This window comes from Agrobacterium sp. RAC06 (assembly GCF_001713475.1).
Classification (GTDB): domain Bacteria; phylum Pseudomonadota; class Alphaproteobacteria; order Rhizobiales; family Rhizobiaceae; genus Allorhizobium.
The window spans coordinates 76,644-94,267 of record NZ_CP016500.1; the positions used below are offsets into that span (position 1 = coordinate 76,644).

Sequence of the window (17,624 nt, forward strand, 5' to 3'; positions counted from 1 at the left end):
GAGGGCGCCACAGGTGTGGCGCAACAGCTGTGGCCGGTGCCGCAGTGGCCTGTTTAGTGTGGGCGGTCTATGCCAAATCGCTTCATCCGACGATGAAGGGTCGTGCGATCGATGCCGAGACGGCGTGCGGCTTCCGAGACATTGCCCTTGCAGCCGATGAGTACGGCCCTGAGCTCCGCTTCCTGTCCATGTTTGTGACGGTCCGGAGCCGATCGGATTAATTGATCCGGCAGGTCCGTGACCTCGATCATGCCGTCGTCGCAAAGGGCTGCCGCAAAGGCTATGGCATTGTCGAGCTCGCGGATATTACCCGGCCAGCGATGGGCCAGAAGCAGCGTCCGGGCCACGCCGGAAAGCGTGAGGGGCCGGCCGCGCGTGCCGTGTTTATCGAGCATTCGTTCGAGTAGCCAGGGCAGGTCCTCGCGTTCGCACAGCCGTGGCAGCGCCAGGACGGCGGTGTTCAGCCGATAATAGAGATCTTCCCGAAAACCGCCCGATGAGACCATGTCGGCCAGCGCATGATGCGATGCGGAGAGGATGCGGAAGTCGATCTTGCGGGCGACCGAGCCGCCGACGGGCAAAACCTCGCCTTCGGCCAAGACCCTCAGCAAACGGCTCTGCGCCGCATAGGGCATGTCGCCGATCTCGTCGAGGAACAGCGTTCCGCCTTCGGCCTCCTCGATCAACCCCTTTCGCCCCTTGGCCAAGGCGCCGGTGAAGGCGCCCGGTACATAGCCGAAGAGCTCGCTTTCGATCAGCTGTTCTGGGATGGCGGCGCAGTTGACCGCCACGAAGCGGCCGGAAAGGCCGCTCACCTCATGAATGATGCGGGCGAGATATTCCTTGCCGGTTCCGGTCTCTCCCTGCAGCAGGATCGGCAGGCCGCTGGGGGCGAGCCTTGTTACCTTGCGCCGGAGGGTGTCGATCGAAGGCACGATGCCGCCGAGCCGGCTGAGAGCCGGCGGCCGGTCAGACGAATGGACAAGCGGCAGGCTCGCCGTACGCTGCTGCGGCTCGATGGCATGGGCAAAGAGCAGCGAGCCGTCGCGCACCGCGATCCGCCGGTCCTGAGGCAGGCTGGCGCGGGTGAGCGAAGCGAGTTCGTCGAGCCCGGCCTGGAAGAAGTGAGTGACCGGCTGTCCGATCAGAAGCTCGGGCGATCGCCAGTCGATCCCGGAAGATGTGGCCAGAAGTCGGGCGCCTCCGTGGGTCATGCCGGTGATCCGTCCCGCGCCGTCGACGGAGATCGCGGCTTCCGGGTCGACGTCGAGAAACTCCGGCGCCCCTGCAAAGCGCAGTACCAGATCGTGGCGGCTGTTTGCCATGAGATTGGCCAGTTCGATGCGCCGCACGGTCGATGAGACGAGATGGCGCGCCATATTCTGGCTTGTCTTGAGGATGGGTGAGCTCAGAAGCGAGATATCCAAGACGGCAGCCAGCGTCCCTTGCGTATCGTAGATCGGCGCGGCAGTGCACGAGAGCGGCGTGTGGGTAATGTCGAAATGATCGGTCTGATGGATGGTCAGGGCCTCGCCGGTCGCGAGGCAGGCACCCACTGCACAGGTGCCGGCGCGTGGCTCGGACCATTCCGAGCCAAGATAGAGCCCCGCCTTGCGCAAATTGTTGTTGAAGGACGGGTCGCCCAGAAATTCAACGGTAACACCCTGCCGGTCCGATAGCAGCAGCACATAGTTCTGCTCGGCAACCTGCCGGTAAAGCCGCTCCAGACCGGAGCGGGCGATATGCACAAGGTCTTCTGCCTGCTGGCGATGTTCGCGCAGCCGAGTCTGAGAGACGATGACCGCCTCGCGCGCCTGCGCAGGATCAAGCTGATAGGTTTCCAGGCAGCGGCGCCAGGATTCAATGACAATGGCGTCGCGACCCGTGTTGCTCCCTCGTCCAACCTGCTCGATTTCTTTTATGTGATCCGCAAAACCCATCAAATCACCGGCCTTCAAGGCCGCCTCCCGTGATCACAGATTGGTCGTAGACGCATCGGCTTTGCTGCCTTACGCTCACTGGAAATGTCGCCTGCATCTGGTGCGCCTTCGGCCCACAGAGACTGCGATGTTTCAACGCCAAGAGCAACCCTGGCCCTAACCTGATTTCCTTGGCAACGGAGAAGTCGCGGTTCTATTGCATGCCGCGACAGAGCCGCGGTCGCATCCCGTAGATCCCATTCTCAGACCTCTGGAGCGAATAGGGTTGTCTGGGGTCGAAAGAAATCACGCTTAGAGTGGGTGACGACGGGGGAGTCCGTGAGTTTCCCTTTGAAACCTTGACTGCCGGAGCGAAGGCTTTCATCGGGTCCGCCCATCGAACTTTTTGTCATTCAGGCACGTTGAACGAACGGCGGAAATAGCCTCTCACCGCATCCATCGCGGGGCTGAACTCCGCGTTCAGTTTCCAGGCGAGGCCCACATCCATCGACGGGATCGGATCGGTAAGCGAGATGGTTTCGATCCGTTTGCCTTCCAGCGACCAGGGGCGATGCACCATGTCCGACAGGATGGCCACGCCCTGGCCGTTTGCCACCAGCGAGCGCACGGCTTCGACCGAGGAAGTGCGCAAGGATATTTTCGGCAAATAGGGGGTCTGGCTCCAATATTTCATTGAACTATGTGAGGCCTCGTCCACTGTCAGCATGATATAGTCTTCCTCGGCCACCTCCTTTAGGCCGATCTGGTTTTCGCTGAGTAGCCGGTGGCGCGCCGGCACCCAAAGGCGACGTTGCGAACTCAAGAGCTTTTCGGCGACCAGCTCCGGGTTTAGGATGTTGGAGGTCAGCATCACCGCAATGTCGTAGCGATTGGCAAGCAGCCCTTCCTCAACCGATTCCCGGTTCATCTCGAATAGCTGGATCGACAGGTCGGGGAACCGACGTTTCATCCGCTCGATATGGAAGGGCAGAAAATAGCCGATGACGGTATAGGTCGCCGCGATGCTGAGCGTGCCGCTGACCTCTTCCGAAACAAGGCTGAGCTGCGTTGCCTCCTCAACCTTCTGCAGGATTTCATAGGCTTGGGACAGAAAGCGCCGACCGGCGCCGGTCAGGTCCATGCCATGCGGCGTGCGCTCAAAAAGAGCAGCGCCAATCGTTTCTTCCAGATCCTTGATCGCGGTTGTCACCGCCGATTGCGAGATCGCCAAGTTGACGGCGGCCTGGGACACCTGGCCCGCTTCTGCCGTTGCGACGAAGTAGCGAATTTGGCGAAGGCTGAGCGACATCACAGTTCCATTCTGTTTCGCGGATATCCTGTATCGGAAAACCAGATGAATATTCCAAAAAATTGAAATTATGCGCTGCGCAACCGAGACTGTCTCTCGCCAAATCCCTATTTTCGAGAGCTATTTGGCTTTGGAGCGCAATCGTGGCGCCATCTGAATTTTCGATATGATGCTTCTGAAAATAGAATTTTTCAAATGAATTAATTCTTCCTACCATCTTCTGACCAAAACAAAAGCACCGCTGTTATGTGCGTAAAAATCAGGCAAGGCAGGGACGAAACGTGGCACTCGAAGTCGTGGACATCAATTGCGATATGGGCGAAGCCTTTGGTCGCTGGCGCGTCGGGGATACGGACGACGATGTGCTGATGGGGCTGATCAGTTCCGCCAATATCGCGACGGGCTTTCATGCCGGTGACCCCAATCTGATGGACCATACGGTGCGCATCGCTGTCCAGCATGGGGTCGGGATCGGTGCGCATCCCGGCTATGACGATCTGCAGGGTTTCGGTCGTCGCAAGATCAATGGCACGGCCCGCGAACTGGTCAACGACATGGTCTATCAGGTCGGAGCCTTGCGCGAATTTGCCCGCCGTCACGGCGCGAGCCTCCAGCATGTGAAGCCACATGGCGCGCTCTACATGGAGATGGCGGTCAATCCCGAGTTGGCGCAGATCTTCGTCCAGTATATGCGCACCGTCGCACCCAATGCCTATGTGCTGTGCATGGCAGGGTCTGCCACAGAAAGGGCAGCGATCGAAGCGGGCCAGCCGGTCGTTCGCGAATTCTATGCCGACCGGGATTATGACGAGAGCGGATCGATAGTCTTTACTCGCGATGTCGGCCGCCCGGATGCTGCAGCGATCGCCCGCAAGGTGGTGCGGGCCTGCACGCATGGCACCGTCACGACGGTGACCGGCAAGGACATAGACATCCCCTTTGAAAGCATCTGCTTCCATTCCGACACGCTCGGCGCACTCGATATCGTCCGCCAGATGCGTGAGGCGCTGGTCGCGGAGGGCATTCGTATCGCGCCCCTGTCCGAAATCGTCAAGTAACCGGAGACAAAGATGAGCAAGCTCGAGATCAGATCGCCACTTCCCGGCACCTTCTACCGCAAGCCGGCTCCGGATGCCGCTGAGTTCATGGCCGATGGCGCAACCGTCGCCGTTGGCGACGTGATCGGCCTCATCGAGGTCATGAAGACCTTTCACGAGATCCGCGCCGAAGTTGCCGGTGCAGTCGTCGTCTTCATCGCCGAAGACAGTGAGCCGATCATGGCGGGCCAGGTGATTGCCGAGGTCGAGGCATGACCATCCGCTCGATCCTTATCGCCAACAGGGGCGAAATTGCGGTCAGGATCATCCGGGCCGCCAAGGCGCTTGGCATCCGCACCGTGCAGGTCTATTCCGCCGCCGACCGAGACATGTTGGCGGTTAAGATGGCTGATGCCTCGGTCGAGATCGGGCCGCCGTCTGCCGCCAAGTCCTATCTCAATATCGCTGCTGTGATGAAGGCGGCGGTCGATGCGGGCGTCGACGCGGTCCATCCGGGTTATGGCTTCCTCTCGGAAAACGCAGCCTTTGCGCAAGCGGTGGTGGATGCTGGCCTCATTTTCATCGGGCCGAGTGCTGACGCCATCCGGTTGCTCGGCGACAAGGTCGAAGCCCGCAAGGTCGCGAAGACTGCCGGTGTGCCGACTGTTCCCGGATCGGATGGTCGCATCGAAGATCTCGACGCCGCCCGCGCTGTTGTCGCCGGGATCGGGTTTCCGGTGATGATCAAGGCGGCTGCTGGTGGTGGTGGTCGCGGCATCCGCATCGCCGAGACCATGGAGGATTTCGAACGCCATTTTCCGCAGGCTTCCGCAGAGGCGCTCGCTGCCTTTGGTGATGGCGGACTTTATGTCGAGAAGGTCATCACCCGCGCCCGCCATGTCGAGGTCCAGGTACTCGGTGACGGCGTGGATGCGGTCCACTGCTTCGAGCGCGAGTGCTCGCTGCAGCGTCGCCGGCAGAAGGTCTGGGAAGAGGCCCCCGCCTTTCGCCTGCCGGATGCCGTGCGTGCGAACCTCTGCGCCAGTGCGGTCGCGCTTGCCCGCGAGGTCAAGTATCGCGGCGCCGGCACGGTCGAGTATCTCTATGACGAGGCGAGCGGCGAATTCTATTTCATCGAGGTCAATACCCGTATCCAGGTCGAGCATCCGGTGACGGAAATGGTGACGGGCATCGATCTCGTCCAGGAAATGATCCGCATTGCAGGCGGCGCCAGGCTTTCTGTCCGTCAGGACGAGATCAAGGTCCAGGGACATGCCATCGAATGCCGCATCAATGCCGAGGACCCGGCGCGCGGCTTCCTGCCGGCACCTGGCACGATCGAGGCGCTGACGATCCCGGAAGGCGAGGGCATCCGTTTCGACACCATGCTCTATGCCGGCTACCAGGTGCCACCCTTCTATGACTCGCTGCTCGGCAAGCTGATTGTCTGGGGCGAAACGCGCGAAAGCTGCATTGTCCGCTTGAGCAGGGCGCTTCAGACCCTAGAGATCAAGGGGCTCGCCACGACGATCCCGTTGCACCAGGCGCTGGCCGCGGACCCCGCCGTTGCCTCTGGCGATGTCCACACCCGGTTCCTCGAACCCTGGCTGGACACCGCGTTCCAGACCGCTGTTCCACCAAAGGAGGTTGCGTGATGCCCATGCGATATACATTCGGCGGCGATGAACACCTGTTCGTCGAATGCTCGGACGAAATGTCCCTCGATGCCTTCTTCAATTCGATGTCGATGACCAGCGGCATCCGGCAGGCCGGCATCAAGGGCGTTACCGAAATCTGCCCGGCCAATGCATCCTTCCAGATCAAGTTCGATCCCGACGTCATTCATCCCAACGACATTTTGAAGGAAGTGCAGGCGATCGAGCTGGCGGCGGCCAAGGCCGAGCCGGTGATCTCCACCCGCATCGTCGAAATCCCGGTCTTCTATAACGATCCCTGGACCCATGAGACGTTGATGCGTTTCCGCGAGCGCCACCAGGATCCCGTAGGCACCGATCTCGACTATGCAGCCAGGATCAACAATTACGGCTCTGTCGACGATTTCATCAAGGCTCATGCCGGTTCACCCTGGTTCGTCTCCATGGTCGGCTTCGTATCCGGGCTGCCTTTCATGTATCAGATGGTCGAGCGCCAGCGGCAGATCGAAGTGCCGAAATACTTGCGCCCCCGCACAGATACCCCGCGCCTGACCATCGGTCATGGCGGCTGCTTCGGCTGTATTTATTCGGTGCGTGGTGCTGGCGGCTACCAGATGTTCGGCATCACGCCGATGCCGATCTACGACCCGACCCAGACGACGTCCTACCTGAAGGACTTTATGGTCTTCTTCCGCCCCGGCGACATCGTCAAGTTCAAGCCGGTGGATCGCGACGGCTATGACCAGGCGGTGGAAGACGTCGACAAGGGCCGCTTCTCCCCGCCCATCCGCGAGGTGAAGTTTGACCTCACCGAATTCAGCAAGGACATCGACGGCTACAACGCAAAGCTGGAGGGCATTCTCCATGGCCATTAAGGTTCTTCATCCGGGTCTTGCCACCTCCATCCAGGATCTCGGCCGCCCCGGCTATTTCCACCTCGGCATCCCGCTTGGCGGCGCCATGGATCGACTGGCGCTCAAGGCCGCCAATCTGCTTGTCGGCAATGACGAGGGAGCTGCCGGCCTCGAAGCCGTCTTCATCGGACCAAAGCTCGAGTTTGAAACGGATGTCATGGTCGCCGTCACCGGCGCCGAAATGCCGATCAAGGTCGATGGCGAGGAAAAGCCCGGCTGGACGGCCTTCAAGGTCAAGGCAGGCCAGGTGCTGACCTTCGACTACCTGAAAACCGGTGCCCGTATCTATATCGCCGTCTCCGGCGGTATCGACGTGCCGCTTGCACTTGGCTCCCGCTCGACCTATGCCATCGGCGCGCTCGGCGGCCTGAACGGGCGGCCGCTGGCTGCCGGCGACGATCTGCCCGTCGGGCAAGCGCGGGATGCCGTTGAAGGAAAGTCCATTCCGGAGGCCCTGCGGCGCAGGCCCGGAATGCCGGCTGAACTGCGCGTCCTGCCGGGTCTCTACTGGGATCGCATCACCGAAGAGGCCGGTCGCAACTTCTTCGAGGACACCTGGAAAGTGGCGCCGGAAGCCGACCGCATGGGCTACCGCTTCCGCGGTGGTCGCAAGCTTGATTTCGTCGATCGCACGCCGCCCTTCGGCGCAGGCTCCGACCCCTCGAACATCGTCGACAGCTGCTATCCCTATGGCTCTATCCAGGTGCCGGGCGGAACAGAGCCCATCATCCTCCACCGCGATGCCGTCTCCGGCGGCGGCTATTTCATGCTCGGCACGGTGATTTCCGCCGACATGGATCTGATCGGCCAGTTGCAACCACACACACCCACCCGCTTCGTCAAGGTCGACATGGAAACCGCCCTGACGGCGCGCAAGGACCGCACCGCGCTGATCGACCAGATCCGCGCATTCTTCTGATCATCAATAACCAATAAGGGGAACGATCATGACGCATAAACTCGCATTGACACTGGCAAGCTCGCTGCTTGCGCTGTCCATCGCCAGCCCGAGCTTTGCCGATAGCTGGTATCCCTATCCGGCCCAGGCCATGGAACCGCCCTTTGCCGCCGATGCCAAGCCCGTCGGCGTCGAATACACGCCGCTGGAAAAGGCTGAGAAGTCCTGGAATATCTGCGTTTCCTTCCCGCACATGAAGGATGCCTACTGGCTCGGCGTCGATTATGGTGTCGCCGAACAGGCCAAGGACCTCGGCGTCAAGATGAACCTCGTCGAGGCCGGCGGCTACACCGAGCTCAACAAGCAGATCAGCCAGATCGAAGACTGCGTCGCCGGTGGTGCTGAGGCCGTGGTTATCGGTGCCATCTCGTTTGACGGATTGAACAACCTCATCGGCGAGATCAAGAAGAAGAACATTCCGGTGATCGACGTGATCAACGGCATGTCATCTCCGGATATCACGGCGAAATCGCTCGTCTCCTTCTACACCATGGGCTACGAGACCGGCGCCTATCTCGCCAAGAAACACCCGGCGGGTTCGGAAGAGGTCAAGGTCGGCTGGTTCCCTGGTCCGGCCGGTGCCGGCTGGGTGGAGGCCGCCAATAGCGGTTTCCTTGATGCCATCAAGGGCTCCGCCGTCAAGGCACTGGAGCCGAAATATGGTGATACCGGCAAGGAAGTGCAGCTGAAGCTGGTCGAAGACATGCTGCAGGCTGAGCCGGATGTCCGCTATGTCGCCGGCACTGCGGTGACTGCAGAAGCCGCCCAGGGCCTCATCCGAGAACGTGGCCTGCAGGGCAAGGTCGATCTGCTCGCCTTCTACATGACGCCCGGCGTCTATGAAGGCATCAAGCGCGGCTTTATCCTCGCAGCCCCTGCCGATTCCATGGTCATCCAGGGTCGCATCGCCATCGACCAGGCGGTTCGTGCGCTCGAAGGCAAGGAGCTGGTCAAGCATGTCGGTCCGAAGATCTTCGTCGTCGATCCGGACAACATTGCAACCGTGCCGCAGACCAACATTCTGCCGCCGGATGGCTTTGCACCGGTCTTTTCGGTCAACTGATACCTCCCCCCGAGGCAACCCCGGCGCGCGAATGCGCCGTGGGTATTTATTTGAGCGTTGAGGAACCAGTGCGGATGACCGTGACCGAAACTCTTGTGCAAATGTCGGGCATCGCCAAGGTCTATCCGGGCGTGCGTGCGCTCGACGGTGTCGACTTCGATCTAAGATCGGGGGAGGTGCATGTCTTGTTCGGGGAAAACGGCGCGGGCAAGTCGACGCTGATCTCGATCCTCGCCGGTGTAACTCCCCAAAGCGAAGGCCGGCTGGTCATCGATGGTAAGGAACGGCATTTCCAGTCGGTGATTGATGCGCGCCGGGCCGGCATCGGCGCCGTGTTCCAGGAGTTTTCGCTGGTCCCGACCATGAGCGTGGCCGAGAACATCTTTCTCGGACAGGAGCCCCGCCGCTTTGGCCTCGTCGACCGCAGCCGGATGAACCGCGAGGCGAAGGCGCTCTTTGTCCGGCTGGGCTTTGATATCGACATTCGCCGCTCGGTCATCTCCCTGTCGCGCGCCGAGCAGCAGATGGTCGAGATCGCCAAGGCCCTGCACCAGGACGCACGGATCCTGATCCTCGACGAGCCGACCGCCTCCCTGACAGAGCGCGAGACGGAAAGACTCTTCGAATTCATCGGCAATGCGAAGGCGGCAGGCGTTGGCATTGTCTACATTTCGCACCGGATCCAGGAGTTCAAGGCAATCGCCGACCGTATCACGGTGCTGAGGGACGGACGTCTGATCGGCACCATTACCGGACACGAGCTGACGGAAACCCGACTGGTCGAGATGATGACCGGACGCCGTATGGAGGAGACCTATCCGCAGATCATCCGCAATCCTGCCCCGCACCCGATCATGACTGTCCGCGGCTTGAGGGCCTGGGGTGTTGCCGGCGTCGATATCGATATTCACCGTGGCGAAGTGCTGGGCGTTGCAGGGCTCGTCGGATCGGGCAAATCGCGCAGCTTCCGCGCCCTGATGGGTCTCCTGCCGGTTCAGGCAGGTTCCGTTACACTGAACGGCGTGAGCTGCACCGGGGCCACCACCCGCCACATGATGCAGCATGGTGTCTTCTTTCTGCCTTCCGACCGCAAGGAGGAGGGACTGGTGCTTGGCTCCAGTGCCCGCGCCAATATTGCGCTCTCGGTCATCGATCATAAGGACAGCCGGTCCGGGCTCGGTTTCCTGTCGACACGCGCCATCGACGGGCAGACCAGCGCAATCGGCGCAAGGGTTGACCTCACCGAGGCCTTTCTCGAGCGCGGAACCGCAAAACTATCCGGCGGCAACCAGCAGAAAATCCTGTTCGGCAAGAGCTTCGGCCAGGACTTCGACATCTACATCTTCGACGAACCGACGGTTGGGGTCGATGTCGGCACGCGCGCGGCGCTCTACAGGATCATCAAGTCCATCGCCGAGGCCGGAAAGGCAGTCGTCGTCATCTCCTCCGATCTGCCGGAGGTTATGCATCTCTCCCATCGCCTCATTGTCTTCAGCCATGGCCGCATCGCCGCTGAATTCGAACGCGAGGGCATACAGGAACAGGCGGTCCTTGCGGCCTTCTTTGATCAGGAAAGACAACGGGCATGACCAGCGTAGACACTTCACCCGCAGCACAGGCCTCTCAGGGCAGGGCATTTGGCGCCATCATCAAGACGGTCTTCATCAAGCTCGGCGTGCTGCCATTTTTCCTGCTCGGCGCGCTCGTTCTCTTCACCTTGACGTCAAAACAGTTCCTGACGCTCGACAATCTCACCAATGTCGCCCGACAATCGGTTTTTCTGGTTCTGGTTTCGCTCGGACAGATGCTGGTGCTGGTCACCGGCGGCTTCGATCTCGCCGTCGGCACAGCGATTGCGCTGACGTCTGTGGTCTCGGCGCTTGCGATGGTCTACTTCGCCGCCCAGTTTCCCGAACTGATCTGGTTGGTGATCCTGCTCGGCATGTCTGCGGGCTTCCTGGCAGCCCTCGCCCTTGGCGCGCTGAACGGATTTGGCATTGCCCAGTTCGGTGTCTCTCCCTTCATCATGACGCTGGGCGTGCAATCGGTCGGCGCGGGCTTTGCGCTCTTCCTGACCGGTGGCGTGCCGATCGGCAACCTTCCCCACGAGTTCGGCAATATCTTCGGCTTCGGTCGCCTGTTCGGGGTGCCGGTGCCCGTGCTAGTGGCAATTGTCGCGATTATTGCCATGTGGATCCTGATGAACCGGACCCGCACCGGTGCCCGCATCTATGCCGTCGGCGGCAACATCAAGGCCGCCAATCTGTCGGGGATCGACACCAAAAAGACCTTGTTCATCGCCTATCTCATTTGTGCCTTCCTGGCCTCGGTCGCCGGTATCCTGCTCACGGCACGGGTCGAGAGCGGCGAAACCAATCTCGGCGGCTCGATCGCGCTTGAATCGATTGCCGCCTGCGTCATCGCCGGCGTGTCGCTGCGCGGCGGGATCGGCCGTGTCGAAAGCGTCGTGCTGGGTGCCTTCTTCATTGTGCTGGTGCAAAACGGCATGAACCTTATGCAGATCGGCTCCTACATGCAGATGGTCCTGCTCGGCTCGCTTCTCATTCTGGCCGTGGTCATCGACCAGTTTCGTTACCGCATGCTGGTCGGGGGGCGTTGACTGGCCTCTCATCCGCTGAAAAGACAATAGGCTGTTCAGGGGCATGGAGAGAGGCAAATGAAAGAAGGGCTCGGGTAGCTCGGGGACCACCGTTGCAGTAGCTGCCTAGCTTGATGACGCTCAGGCTCGCACAGCCAACTGCCGTTTGGGGTCAAGCTATTTTAGGTGCCGATTTGCAGCACGACGAGCCGCTTGCGGTGCCTGTGTTGTAGACAAAAAAATTCGTTACTCCGATCATTGGCATGCGTTGCTGGCGAATAGAATCTGATCATCAGTCACTTCAAGGATGCCGCGTTTCGACCCGTGCTTGCCGTGAATGTAGAACAGAAGAGAGAGAATAATTCGGGCGCGTGCTGAGGGCCAGATCCACACAATTCAATCAACCAGACAAAAGTGTCTTCAGTGGATTTGATCTTCTACAAAGAAAATCCAATGTCTAAAAATTTTTATCGATGCATCTAAAGGCAGAGTGGTCGGTCTAGGGGTCTACTATAGCATGGGGAGACAGGATCGGCCTGTGTTTCGAACCGGTAAATTCTTCCGAGCGACATCGAAGAGCAACGCGGCCGTGTTCACAAACCCACATGTGTGCCCATGTTGGCATCTTCATTTCTGGAGCAAGCAAGGTGAGCCGATTGACGATCGACATAATTGTTCAATAGCATCAAAGCTTCGGGCTCGCGGATTTGCAGGGCAAAACAACCAAGCCGTATGCACTTGACGCCTCGTTCCCGGTGACATCGATGGAGAACGAGCCTGGGTGGAGTTGAAGACATTGATGAACACGCAGGTCAATGACGGGCTTCCAGCAAAACTATCGATTAAAACCGTAGTTGAGATCCTGATGAGGAGATTACCGAGGGTAACGCTTGAGACCTGCACTTTCACCGCAGAGACGGAATCGAAGCTAAATTCGCTTATCTGCTTCACACATGTGCAATGTAGTGCCTTCCAGGCACGCCGCTACGTCTCGACTCCGCTCTATCCGCCCTTACGAGTTCCTGGATGATCGACCTTTCAAATACCTGCAAGCCTCGACAAGATGAAACAGCAGGCGTTGCAGAGCACATCCTCACGCGAATCCAAGAGGCCGCCCCCTCTGGCGTGTGGTCACGGACCGACTTTCTGGATTTCGGCAGCTCATACGCAGTGGAAAAAGCTCTGCAACGCCTGGTGCAGCGAGGGAAAATCCGCAGGCCTTTGCGTGGCCTTTATGACCGGCCCACAAAAGACCCCAACACCGGAAGGTGGAAAAACCCTTCCATTCTTTCCTTTGTTGATGCGATTGCTAGACGTGATCGCCTGACGGTTTTGGTCGACGGAATGACGGCGGCGCATGCACTGGGGCTCATCCCTACGAGACCTTTTTCGACGGTTTTATACGCAAGGATCCGTCCTCGGCTTGTCACGATAGACGCCAGCATCGACCAAAAGGGCAGTCACGTGCCGACTATTTACAGGCTGGATTTTAAGAGATTTTCTGAGAGGACGCCTGTATTCTGGGCGGGTCGACCTTCCATGCTTTTGATCCAGGCATTTCATCTGATGCGCGATCGGGATCAGGATCTTAATGCCGTTGCGGAAAAGGTCGTTGAAACCATGCGGATGAACGGGAATGGACATGCGGTAGCGATGGATCTCCGGTTGAACACGGCCGCGCTGGACACCTGGATGAAGCCCTTCATCCTCAAGATCGCAGACGCACTGCATCAGCCGGAGGACGCACGATAAAGCAGCATCAGCTGACCTCTCCCTTCTTCAGTCATCAAAGGCGAAGGGTCGAATGATTGCTTATGGAAAAGACATGCCAGAAACGCGATGCTGGCTCCGGTCGAGTTTGCGCAGCAGCAGAAATTCTAACCCGATGAATCTCAAAAAATCGGGGCTGTCCGGACGGTCAACTGCTCAGTTTCCTTGTGGACCAGAAGCGAAGCAAACAAAGCCATGGGTAAATGCATTCCCTTTGGACCTTCGTCACTTATCTGTCGTGGCAGAAGTCGAATTCGGTCTGTCTTAGACCGTTACCTAACGGCTTTCTGGGCAAACAGGCACTGAAACATGAGAGCAATTGAAGTAGAGGATCGCTGTTTTAAGATTGAGACAGCCTTCGGCAACAATCCTGAAGAGCCTAAGATTCTGGAATTTTCTGTCGAGTTGCGCCAAGATGGGGCCGCTCATGACATAGTTTGCCCTGCCATCCTGGGATATCTCGGCGGTTTTGTGGTGCGGGCAGGGTATCTCCCTCAAGGCGATGATAATTGGTACTTTGACATCTTCGATATGCGCAGCGGTCACGCAATGGAGGCATTTCATATTCTGGCGGATGAAAGGTCTCTGTTGCGCAGAGCTTTGGGGCGAAGGGGAGTATTGGATGAATGCACCTGCGTTGCCCATTTGGAGCAGATATCCGTTCATCCATCGCTTTACGGTCATGGGGTCGAGCTGCGTTTGATCCGCGAGGCGCAGCGTGTGCTCGCTCGTCCTGGGCTGCTTGCGGTCATGAAGGCCCACCCACAAGGTGCCTCCATATCGGACGTCGACTGTGCTCGACTCGCGGCTCACTATCAGTCGGATCACCAGCTTGGCTTCATTGCCATATCGCAGCAGAGATATCCCGGGTGGTTGGCTGCAATCTGGAACCGACCCTTAGGCGAGCCAGCTGATGAAACAGTGTTGCATCGGTTGACCTGACGCGCAGACGCCTATTGAGGTTGCCGGTCGGGCTAGATCGCTTTGATTTGCTGTGCGGGTATAAGTCGTTGCTCGGAGTTCTGTCGTTGTGTCGAGCGCCTTCCAGCGTGTCGTGCATCCATTTGTCATCCGCCTCTTCCCCCGGCCCCCGACCGACCCATCGTGCCAACGCGTTTCAGGTCGCCTCGGCAATCAGGAACTCGACAGGATCGCCTGCGGTCATACTTCCTGCCGCACAGCGCTCGAGATCAAGGCCTGAGGGTGGCGTCAGTTCGGAGGAGTGAGATGCCGGTCTCATGCGCTGCAGTCGAGCGAGAATGTATAATGTCCGCACGCAAAGGTTTGACTCCAGGATGATATGTCCGCGGATCCGTCGATGTGGGACATTGGCGACCTGGTCGTTCGTTTCGCTAAGTGCCACACCATGGCTGCCTTCTTCAGGCTGTCCTGACAGTTCCTCCCATCCCATGCAACGGTTTGCACCGTCTTTTCGCTTCGCCCGCCCCTTCGGGGTGCATGGGCTGTTTTGGCCTGTCTCTCCGGACGCCATCAGGCCGCGATGGTCGTGGTCTCAAATGCGAAAGGAGACGATCATGTCCAAATCATCTTCACCCAAATTCGATATCCATCAGGAAATCACCAACCGCATCGTTGATGCTCTCGAAAACGCTGGCGAATTCCAGCTACCCTGGATCGCCAGCAAAGCGGCAAGCTTGGCTCGTCCCGTCAATGTCGCATCGCGCAAGCCCTATCACGGCGTGAATATCTTGAGCCTCTGGGTGTCTGCCCAGGCATCTCACTATCCCTCGAATGTCTGGGGCACGTACCGACAGTGGCAAGATGCCGGTTGCCAGGTGCGCAAGGGTGAAGGATCCTCACTTGTCGTCTTCTACAAGACATTCGATGTCGAAGAGATCAATGACCATACCGGTCAGGCCGAACAAGCCGAACGCATGGTTGCGCGTGCCAGCTGGGTCTTCAATGCCGGCCAAGTGGATGGCTTCCCTCTTGATCAGGCAGATATCCCGGACCAGCCCTTGTTCGATCCTATCGCTCAGGCCGAAGCCTTCGTGAAAGCAACAGGTGCTGTTATCGAGGAAGGGGGCGACAAAGCTTGCTATGTCCCATCAGCTGACATCATCCGCATACCGGAGCGTCGCCGCTTCACCGGTACCGCTACCACGACTGCCAGCGAAGGCTTTTACAGCACGCTATGCCATGAGCTCACCCACTGGTCAGGTGCGAAAACCCGGCTTTCTCGCGATCTGTCCACCCGATTTGGTACTGAGGCCTATGCCATGGAAGAACTCGTCGCCGAACTGGGTGCAGCCTTCCTGTGCGGCGATCTTGGCTTGGCGCTTGAGCCGCGTCTCGATCATGCCCAATACATCAAGAACTGGTTGACCGTGCTGAAGTCCGACAAGAAGGCGGTCTTCACCGCAGCTTCGAAAGCCTCTGAGGCCAGCAACTGGCTGATCTCGCTGGCTTCTAATCATCGAGACAAAGAGGGTGCGGCTTAGGCCGCATCCTTTCACTCTTTACCGGTGACAACAGGCAACGTCGTAAGATACTTGTCGATGGTTTCGACAACATTCTTATGCATTGGGAGGTTGGTCCTTTCGCTCCCCCATCGCTCCATGAATAGGGCGACGGTTTCCTGAGCCGTGTCGAGCACAAGCTTCTTGGGAAGGTTGGCTTTCGCGGATAGATGCGCCAGCTCGTCTGTTGTAAACCCGCTGAACTCCTTTGTCCGGCTGAAAGTCAGCGCGGATTTGTCATTTGCGATATACGTGATCGTCGACACAAAGTCATAGGCCGGAGCGAGGCGGGCGCTGCGACGGTCTGGATAAATGAGCGACCAGTTTTTTAGGTGCATGTCGCCATTGCCGATCAGAACATTAAATGTAAGGCGGCGAATGAACTCGGCCACATCATCTGGACCGGATTCCGAGGCGATCACTGATATCACATTGCGGTAACTGGCCTTCTTGTACTTATTCTCAGGGTAGACATTAAAGACCTGCGCGAAATCCTCGATATGCGTCGCACTGCCATCCTCATTGCGATCGAAGCGTTCGATGACGAAGGCCTGTTGCCCGATCGTCTCAATCCCGTCCGGCAAATTTCCGATCGATCGCACATCGATCAGTCCGATCGCTGGCACGTTGATCCCGACCATCCTGGCAAGGCTCATCATCGAGAACTCGTTTTCCGGGACGTTGGCAAACTCGCGCGAGGGGAGTTTGACGATCCGATTGCCGCCGATGCCGCTTGTCGGAATGGTCAGGCCGCCGCTGGCACTTTGTACCGCCGAGAATTTGAGCTGCACACCCGCCAATGAAAACCGCATGGCATCTTCCGCAGCTTCTTTCGCTGCTTCGCCTTCCAAGACGTTGTGCGCTTCGTCCGGCCATTCTTCGCCGTCCGCGGGGTTGATGGTGATCGCGCCGGGCAGGTCCTGCCCGAGCACCCATAGGAGGAAGAACTCCCGATCAATATGGATATCAGCCTTCTCGGCCAGGTATCGGCGCAGATGCCCCTCCGGCAGGAGGTTCGAGAAGTATGGCATCAGCTTGATCTTGTATGGTCGAAAATCCGTGATCAGGTCGCCGAGGCTATCCTTAAACTGCAGGCCGAGGGTCGGTCTTTTTGGGTTCTCGACATAGGCATCGTTGAACGCAAAAAGCGTCTTTTCGGCTCCGACATAAGTGATAGTGCCGATTTCTTTGCCATAGAGGCGCACACTCAAGACGGATACATCAGGCATCGTCATCCTCCTCATCTAGCGAGTAGGCTGGACGGTTTGCATTCCGTTGTTCGCTCGTCGGCCCGAAATGAGCGATTTGGTTGCGGAGCGCCTTCATGCCGTTAGCTGCATCGAAGATGCCGTTCCACTGCTCTGTGATATTGGCGCGTTCAATGGTGCGCCGAAGAGAGCGGAGATTGTCCAAGAACCGCGTATCGACCTGCAGGCGCTGGATGGACGCTAGGGCTTTGCGCAGATCCTGCAGTTCTGGAAGTGCCGGCGCTTCGATCTGAAGTGTGCGGATTGCCTTTTGCAATCGCTGCATTTCCTTGTCGATTGCTGTTGATTGGATCACATTACGATCCGTCGTTTGGCGCATGATTGACTTGATCGCAGGCACCGCTTTGCGCGGGACCAGTGCGATCTCCAAGTCAAGCGCGTTGGCAATCGCGACGAGGCTCGACAGGCGTAAATCTACGTTATTGGTTTCGATCCGTGAAATCTGTGCTTGCGGAACGCCAGCCAAGCGGCTCAGTTCGCGTTGACTGAGCTGTTTGGCTTCTCTGGCTTCGCGTAGGCGGTCCGCGATTTCTTCGGTTTCATATCTCATTGATGTTTATTTCTGCATCGTAATCGATTGTTGATATCGTTTTCAATATCAAAAAATGTGTCGTATGGCAATCGATATCGAAAGAGACATCGAGTTGCTTTT

17 protein-coding genes are annotated in these 17,624 nt (G+C 58.5%); 12 read left to right on the forward strand and 5 right to left on the reverse strand.

Translation table 11 applies throughout. The annotated features are described in order from the left end of the window. Nucleotides 1–53: 53 nt before the first annotated feature. On the reverse strand, nt 54–1,748 hold the full coding sequence (locus BSY240_RS22375) for a sigma-54-dependent Fis family transcriptional regulator (protein ID WP_236759409.1): 1,695 nt from the start codon (nt 1,746–1,748) through the stop codon (nt 54–56). Between BSY240_RS22375 and BSY240_RS24450 the strand changes: the two genes are divergently transcribed. Beyond that, nucleotides 1,743–1,973, forward strand: coding sequence for a hypothetical protein (locus tag BSY240_RS24450; protein WP_236759410.1), 231 nt, complete (start codon nt 1,743–1,745; stop codon nt 1,971–1,973). The genes BSY240_RS22375 and BSY240_RS24450 overlap by 6 nt on opposite strands. Before the next feature lie 355 nt (nt 1,974–2,328). Here the strand turns inward: BSY240_RS24450 and BSY240_RS22380 are convergent, their stop codons facing one another. Then, nucleotides 2,329–3,228, reverse strand: a complete 900-nt coding sequence (locus BSY240_RS22380; protein WP_069044147.1) for a LysR family transcriptional regulator — start codon at nt 3,226–3,228, stop codon at nt 2,329–2,331. Between the two features lie 314 nt (nt 3,229–3,542). Here BSY240_RS22380 and BSY240_RS22385 point away from each other — a divergent pair, with 314 nt between their 5' ends. From BSY240_RS22385 to BSY240_RS22430, 10 genes are all read left to right on the forward strand, one after another. Next, the gene (locus BSY240_RS22385) at nt 3,543–4,286 is read left to right on the forward strand and encodes a 5-oxoprolinase subunit PxpA (RefSeq protein WP_069044362.1); all 744 of its coding nucleotides are present in this window, start codon (nt 3,543–3,545) and stop codon (nt 4,284–4,286) included. 12 nt (nt 4,287–4,298) lie between these two features. Next, nucleotides 4,299–4,541 carry an acetyl-CoA carboxylase gene (locus BSY240_RS22390; protein ID WP_069044148.1) on the forward strand — a complete coding sequence of 81 codons (243 nt, stop codon included), beginning with the start codon at nt 4,299–4,301 and terminating at the stop codon, nt 4,539–4,541. Further along, on the forward strand, nt 4,538–5,920 hold the full coding sequence (locus BSY240_RS22395; RefSeq protein ID WP_069044149.1) for an acetyl-CoA carboxylase biotin carboxylase subunit: 1,383 nt from the start codon (nt 4,538–4,540) through the stop codon (nt 5,918–5,920). Before BSY240_RS22390 ends, BSY240_RS22395 begins: the two co-directional genes overlap by 4 nt. After that, nucleotides 5,920–6,795, forward strand: coding sequence for a 5-oxoprolinase subunit B family protein (locus BSY240_RS22400; RefSeq protein WP_069044150.1), 876 nt, complete (start codon nt 5,920–5,922; stop codon nt 6,793–6,795). Before BSY240_RS22395 ends, BSY240_RS22400 begins: the two co-directional genes overlap by 1 nt. Then, nucleotides 6,785–7,753 (forward strand): biotin-dependent carboxyltransferase family protein, encoded by a 969-nt coding sequence (locus tag BSY240_RS22405; protein ID WP_069044151.1) that lies wholly within the window; start codon nt 6,785–6,787, stop codon nt 7,751–7,753. The genes BSY240_RS22400 and BSY240_RS22405 overlap by 11 nt, the downstream gene beginning before the upstream one ends. 28 nt (nt 7,754–7,781) lie before the next feature. Next, a complete protein-coding gene (gene torT / locus BSY240_RS22410; protein ID WP_069044152.1) occupies nt 7,782–8,855 on the forward strand; it encodes a TMAO reductase system periplasmic protein TorT in 1,074 nt (357 codons plus the stop codon). 74 nt (nt 8,856–8,929) lie between these two features. Continuing rightward, on the forward strand, nt 8,930–10,444 hold the full coding sequence (locus BSY240_RS22415; protein ID WP_069044153.1) for a sugar ABC transporter ATP-binding protein: 1,515 nt from the start codon (nt 8,930–8,932) through the stop codon (nt 10,442–10,444). Next, nucleotides 10,441–11,475 (forward strand): ABC transporter permease, encoded by a 1,035-nt coding sequence (locus BSY240_RS22420; protein WP_069044154.1) that lies wholly within the window; start codon nt 10,441–10,443, stop codon nt 11,473–11,475. Before BSY240_RS22415 ends, BSY240_RS22420 begins: the two co-directional genes overlap by 4 nt. Nucleotides 11,476–12,480: 1,005 nt before the next feature. Beyond that, nucleotides 12,481–13,206, forward strand: coding sequence for a DUF6088 family protein (locus BSY240_RS22425; RefSeq protein WP_083229773.1), 726 nt, complete (start codon nt 12,481–12,483; stop codon nt 13,204–13,206). Between the two features lie 327 nt (nt 13,207–13,533). Beyond that, nucleotides 13,534–14,166, forward strand: a complete 633-nt coding sequence (locus tag BSY240_RS22430) for a hypothetical protein (protein WP_069044155.1) — start codon at nt 13,534–13,536, stop codon at nt 14,164–14,166. A gap of 175 nt (nt 14,167–14,341) precedes the next feature. On the opposite strand, the gene BSY240_RS24515 is transcribed toward BSY240_RS22430, so the two are convergent. Beyond that, complete coding sequence (locus BSY240_RS24515; RefSeq protein WP_256367286.1) at nt 14,342–14,464, reverse strand: hypothetical protein; 123 nt, start codon at nt 14,462–14,464, stop codon at nt 14,342–14,344. Between the two features lie 295 nt (nt 14,465–14,759). Between BSY240_RS24515 and BSY240_RS22435 the strand changes: the two genes are divergently transcribed. Continuing rightward, the gene (locus tag BSY240_RS22435; RefSeq protein WP_069044156.1) at nt 14,760–15,686 is read left to right on the forward strand and encodes an ArdC family protein; all 927 of its coding nucleotides are present in this window, start codon (nt 14,760–14,762) and stop codon (nt 15,684–15,686) included. An 11-nt stretch (nt 15,687–15,697) separates the two neighbouring features. Here the strand turns inward: BSY240_RS22435 and BSY240_RS22440 are convergent, their stop codons facing one another. Together BSY240_RS22440 and BSY240_RS22445 are read right to left on the reverse strand one after the other, a co-directional pair. Further along, entirely contained in the window at nt 15,698–16,933 is a 1,236-nt protein-coding gene (locus BSY240_RS22440; RefSeq protein ID WP_069044157.1) for a type II toxin-antitoxin system HipA family toxin, read from the reverse strand. After that, on the reverse strand, nt 16,926–17,522 hold the full coding sequence (locus BSY240_RS22445) for a helix-turn-helix domain-containing protein (RefSeq protein WP_069044158.1): 597 nt from the start codon (nt 17,520–17,522) through the stop codon (nt 16,926–16,928). The genes BSY240_RS22440 and BSY240_RS22445 overlap by 8 nt, the downstream gene beginning before the upstream one ends. Between the last annotated feature and the right edge of the window lie 102 nt (nt 17,523–17,624).

Excerpts from the sequence above, each read along its gene's own strand:
- BSY240_RS24450 (WP_236759410.1), top strand. The coding sequence starts at position 1,743 with ATGCACAAGGTCTTCTGCCTGCTGGCGATGTTCGCGCAGCCGAGTCTG.
- BSY240_RS22380 (WP_069044147.1), bottom strand. The coding sequence starts at position 3,228 with ATGTCGCTCAGCCTTCGCCAAATTCGCTACTTCGTCGCAACGGCAGAA.
- BSY240_RS22385 (WP_069044362.1), top strand. The coding sequence starts at position 3,543 with ATGGGCGAAGCCTTTGGTCGCTGGCGCGTCGGGGATACGGACGACGAT.
- BSY240_RS22390 (WP_069044148.1), top strand. The coding sequence starts at position 4,299 with ATGAGCAAGCTCGAGATCAGATCGCCACTTCCCGGCACCTTCTACCGC.
- BSY240_RS22395 (WP_069044149.1), top strand. The coding sequence starts at position 4,538 with ATGACCATCCGCTCGATCCTTATCGCCAACAGGGGCGAAATTGCGGTC.
- BSY240_RS22400 (WP_069044150.1), top strand. The coding sequence starts at position 5,920 with ATGCCCATGCGATATACATTCGGCGGCGATGAACACCTGTTCGTCGAA.
- BSY240_RS22405 (WP_069044151.1), top strand. The coding sequence starts at position 6,785 with ATGGCCATTAAGGTTCTTCATCCGGGTCTTGCCACCTCCATCCAGGAT.
- torT (WP_069044152.1), top strand. The coding sequence starts at position 7,782 with ATGACGCATAAACTCGCATTGACACTGGCAAGCTCGCTGCTTGCGCTG.
- BSY240_RS22415 (WP_069044153.1), top strand. The coding sequence starts at position 8,930 with ATGACCGTGACCGAAACTCTTGTGCAAATGTCGGGCATCGCCAAGGTC.
- BSY240_RS22420 (WP_069044154.1), top strand. The coding sequence starts at position 10,441 with ATGACCAGCGTAGACACTTCACCCGCAGCACAGGCCTCTCAGGGCAGG.
- BSY240_RS22425 (WP_083229773.1), top strand. The coding sequence starts at position 12,481 with ATGATCGACCTTTCAAATACCTGCAAGCCTCGACAAGATGAAACAGCA.
- BSY240_RS22430 (WP_069044155.1), top strand. The coding sequence starts at position 13,534 with ATGAGAGCAATTGAAGTAGAGGATCGCTGTTTTAAGATTGAGACAGCC.
- BSY240_RS24515 (WP_256367286.1), bottom strand. The coding sequence starts at position 14,464 with ATGAGACCGGCATCTCACTCCTCCGAACTGACGCCACCCTCAGGCCTT.
- BSY240_RS22435 (WP_069044156.1), top strand. The coding sequence starts at position 14,760 with ATGTCCAAATCATCTTCACCCAAATTCGATATCCATCAGGAAATCACC.
- BSY240_RS22440 (WP_069044157.1), bottom strand. The coding sequence starts at position 16,933 with ATGCCTGATGTATCCGTCTTGAGTGTGCGCCTCTATGGCAAAGAAATC.
- BSY240_RS22445 (WP_069044158.1), bottom strand. The coding sequence starts at position 17,522 with ATGAGATATGAAACCGAAGAAATCGCGGACCGCCTACGCGAAGCCAGA.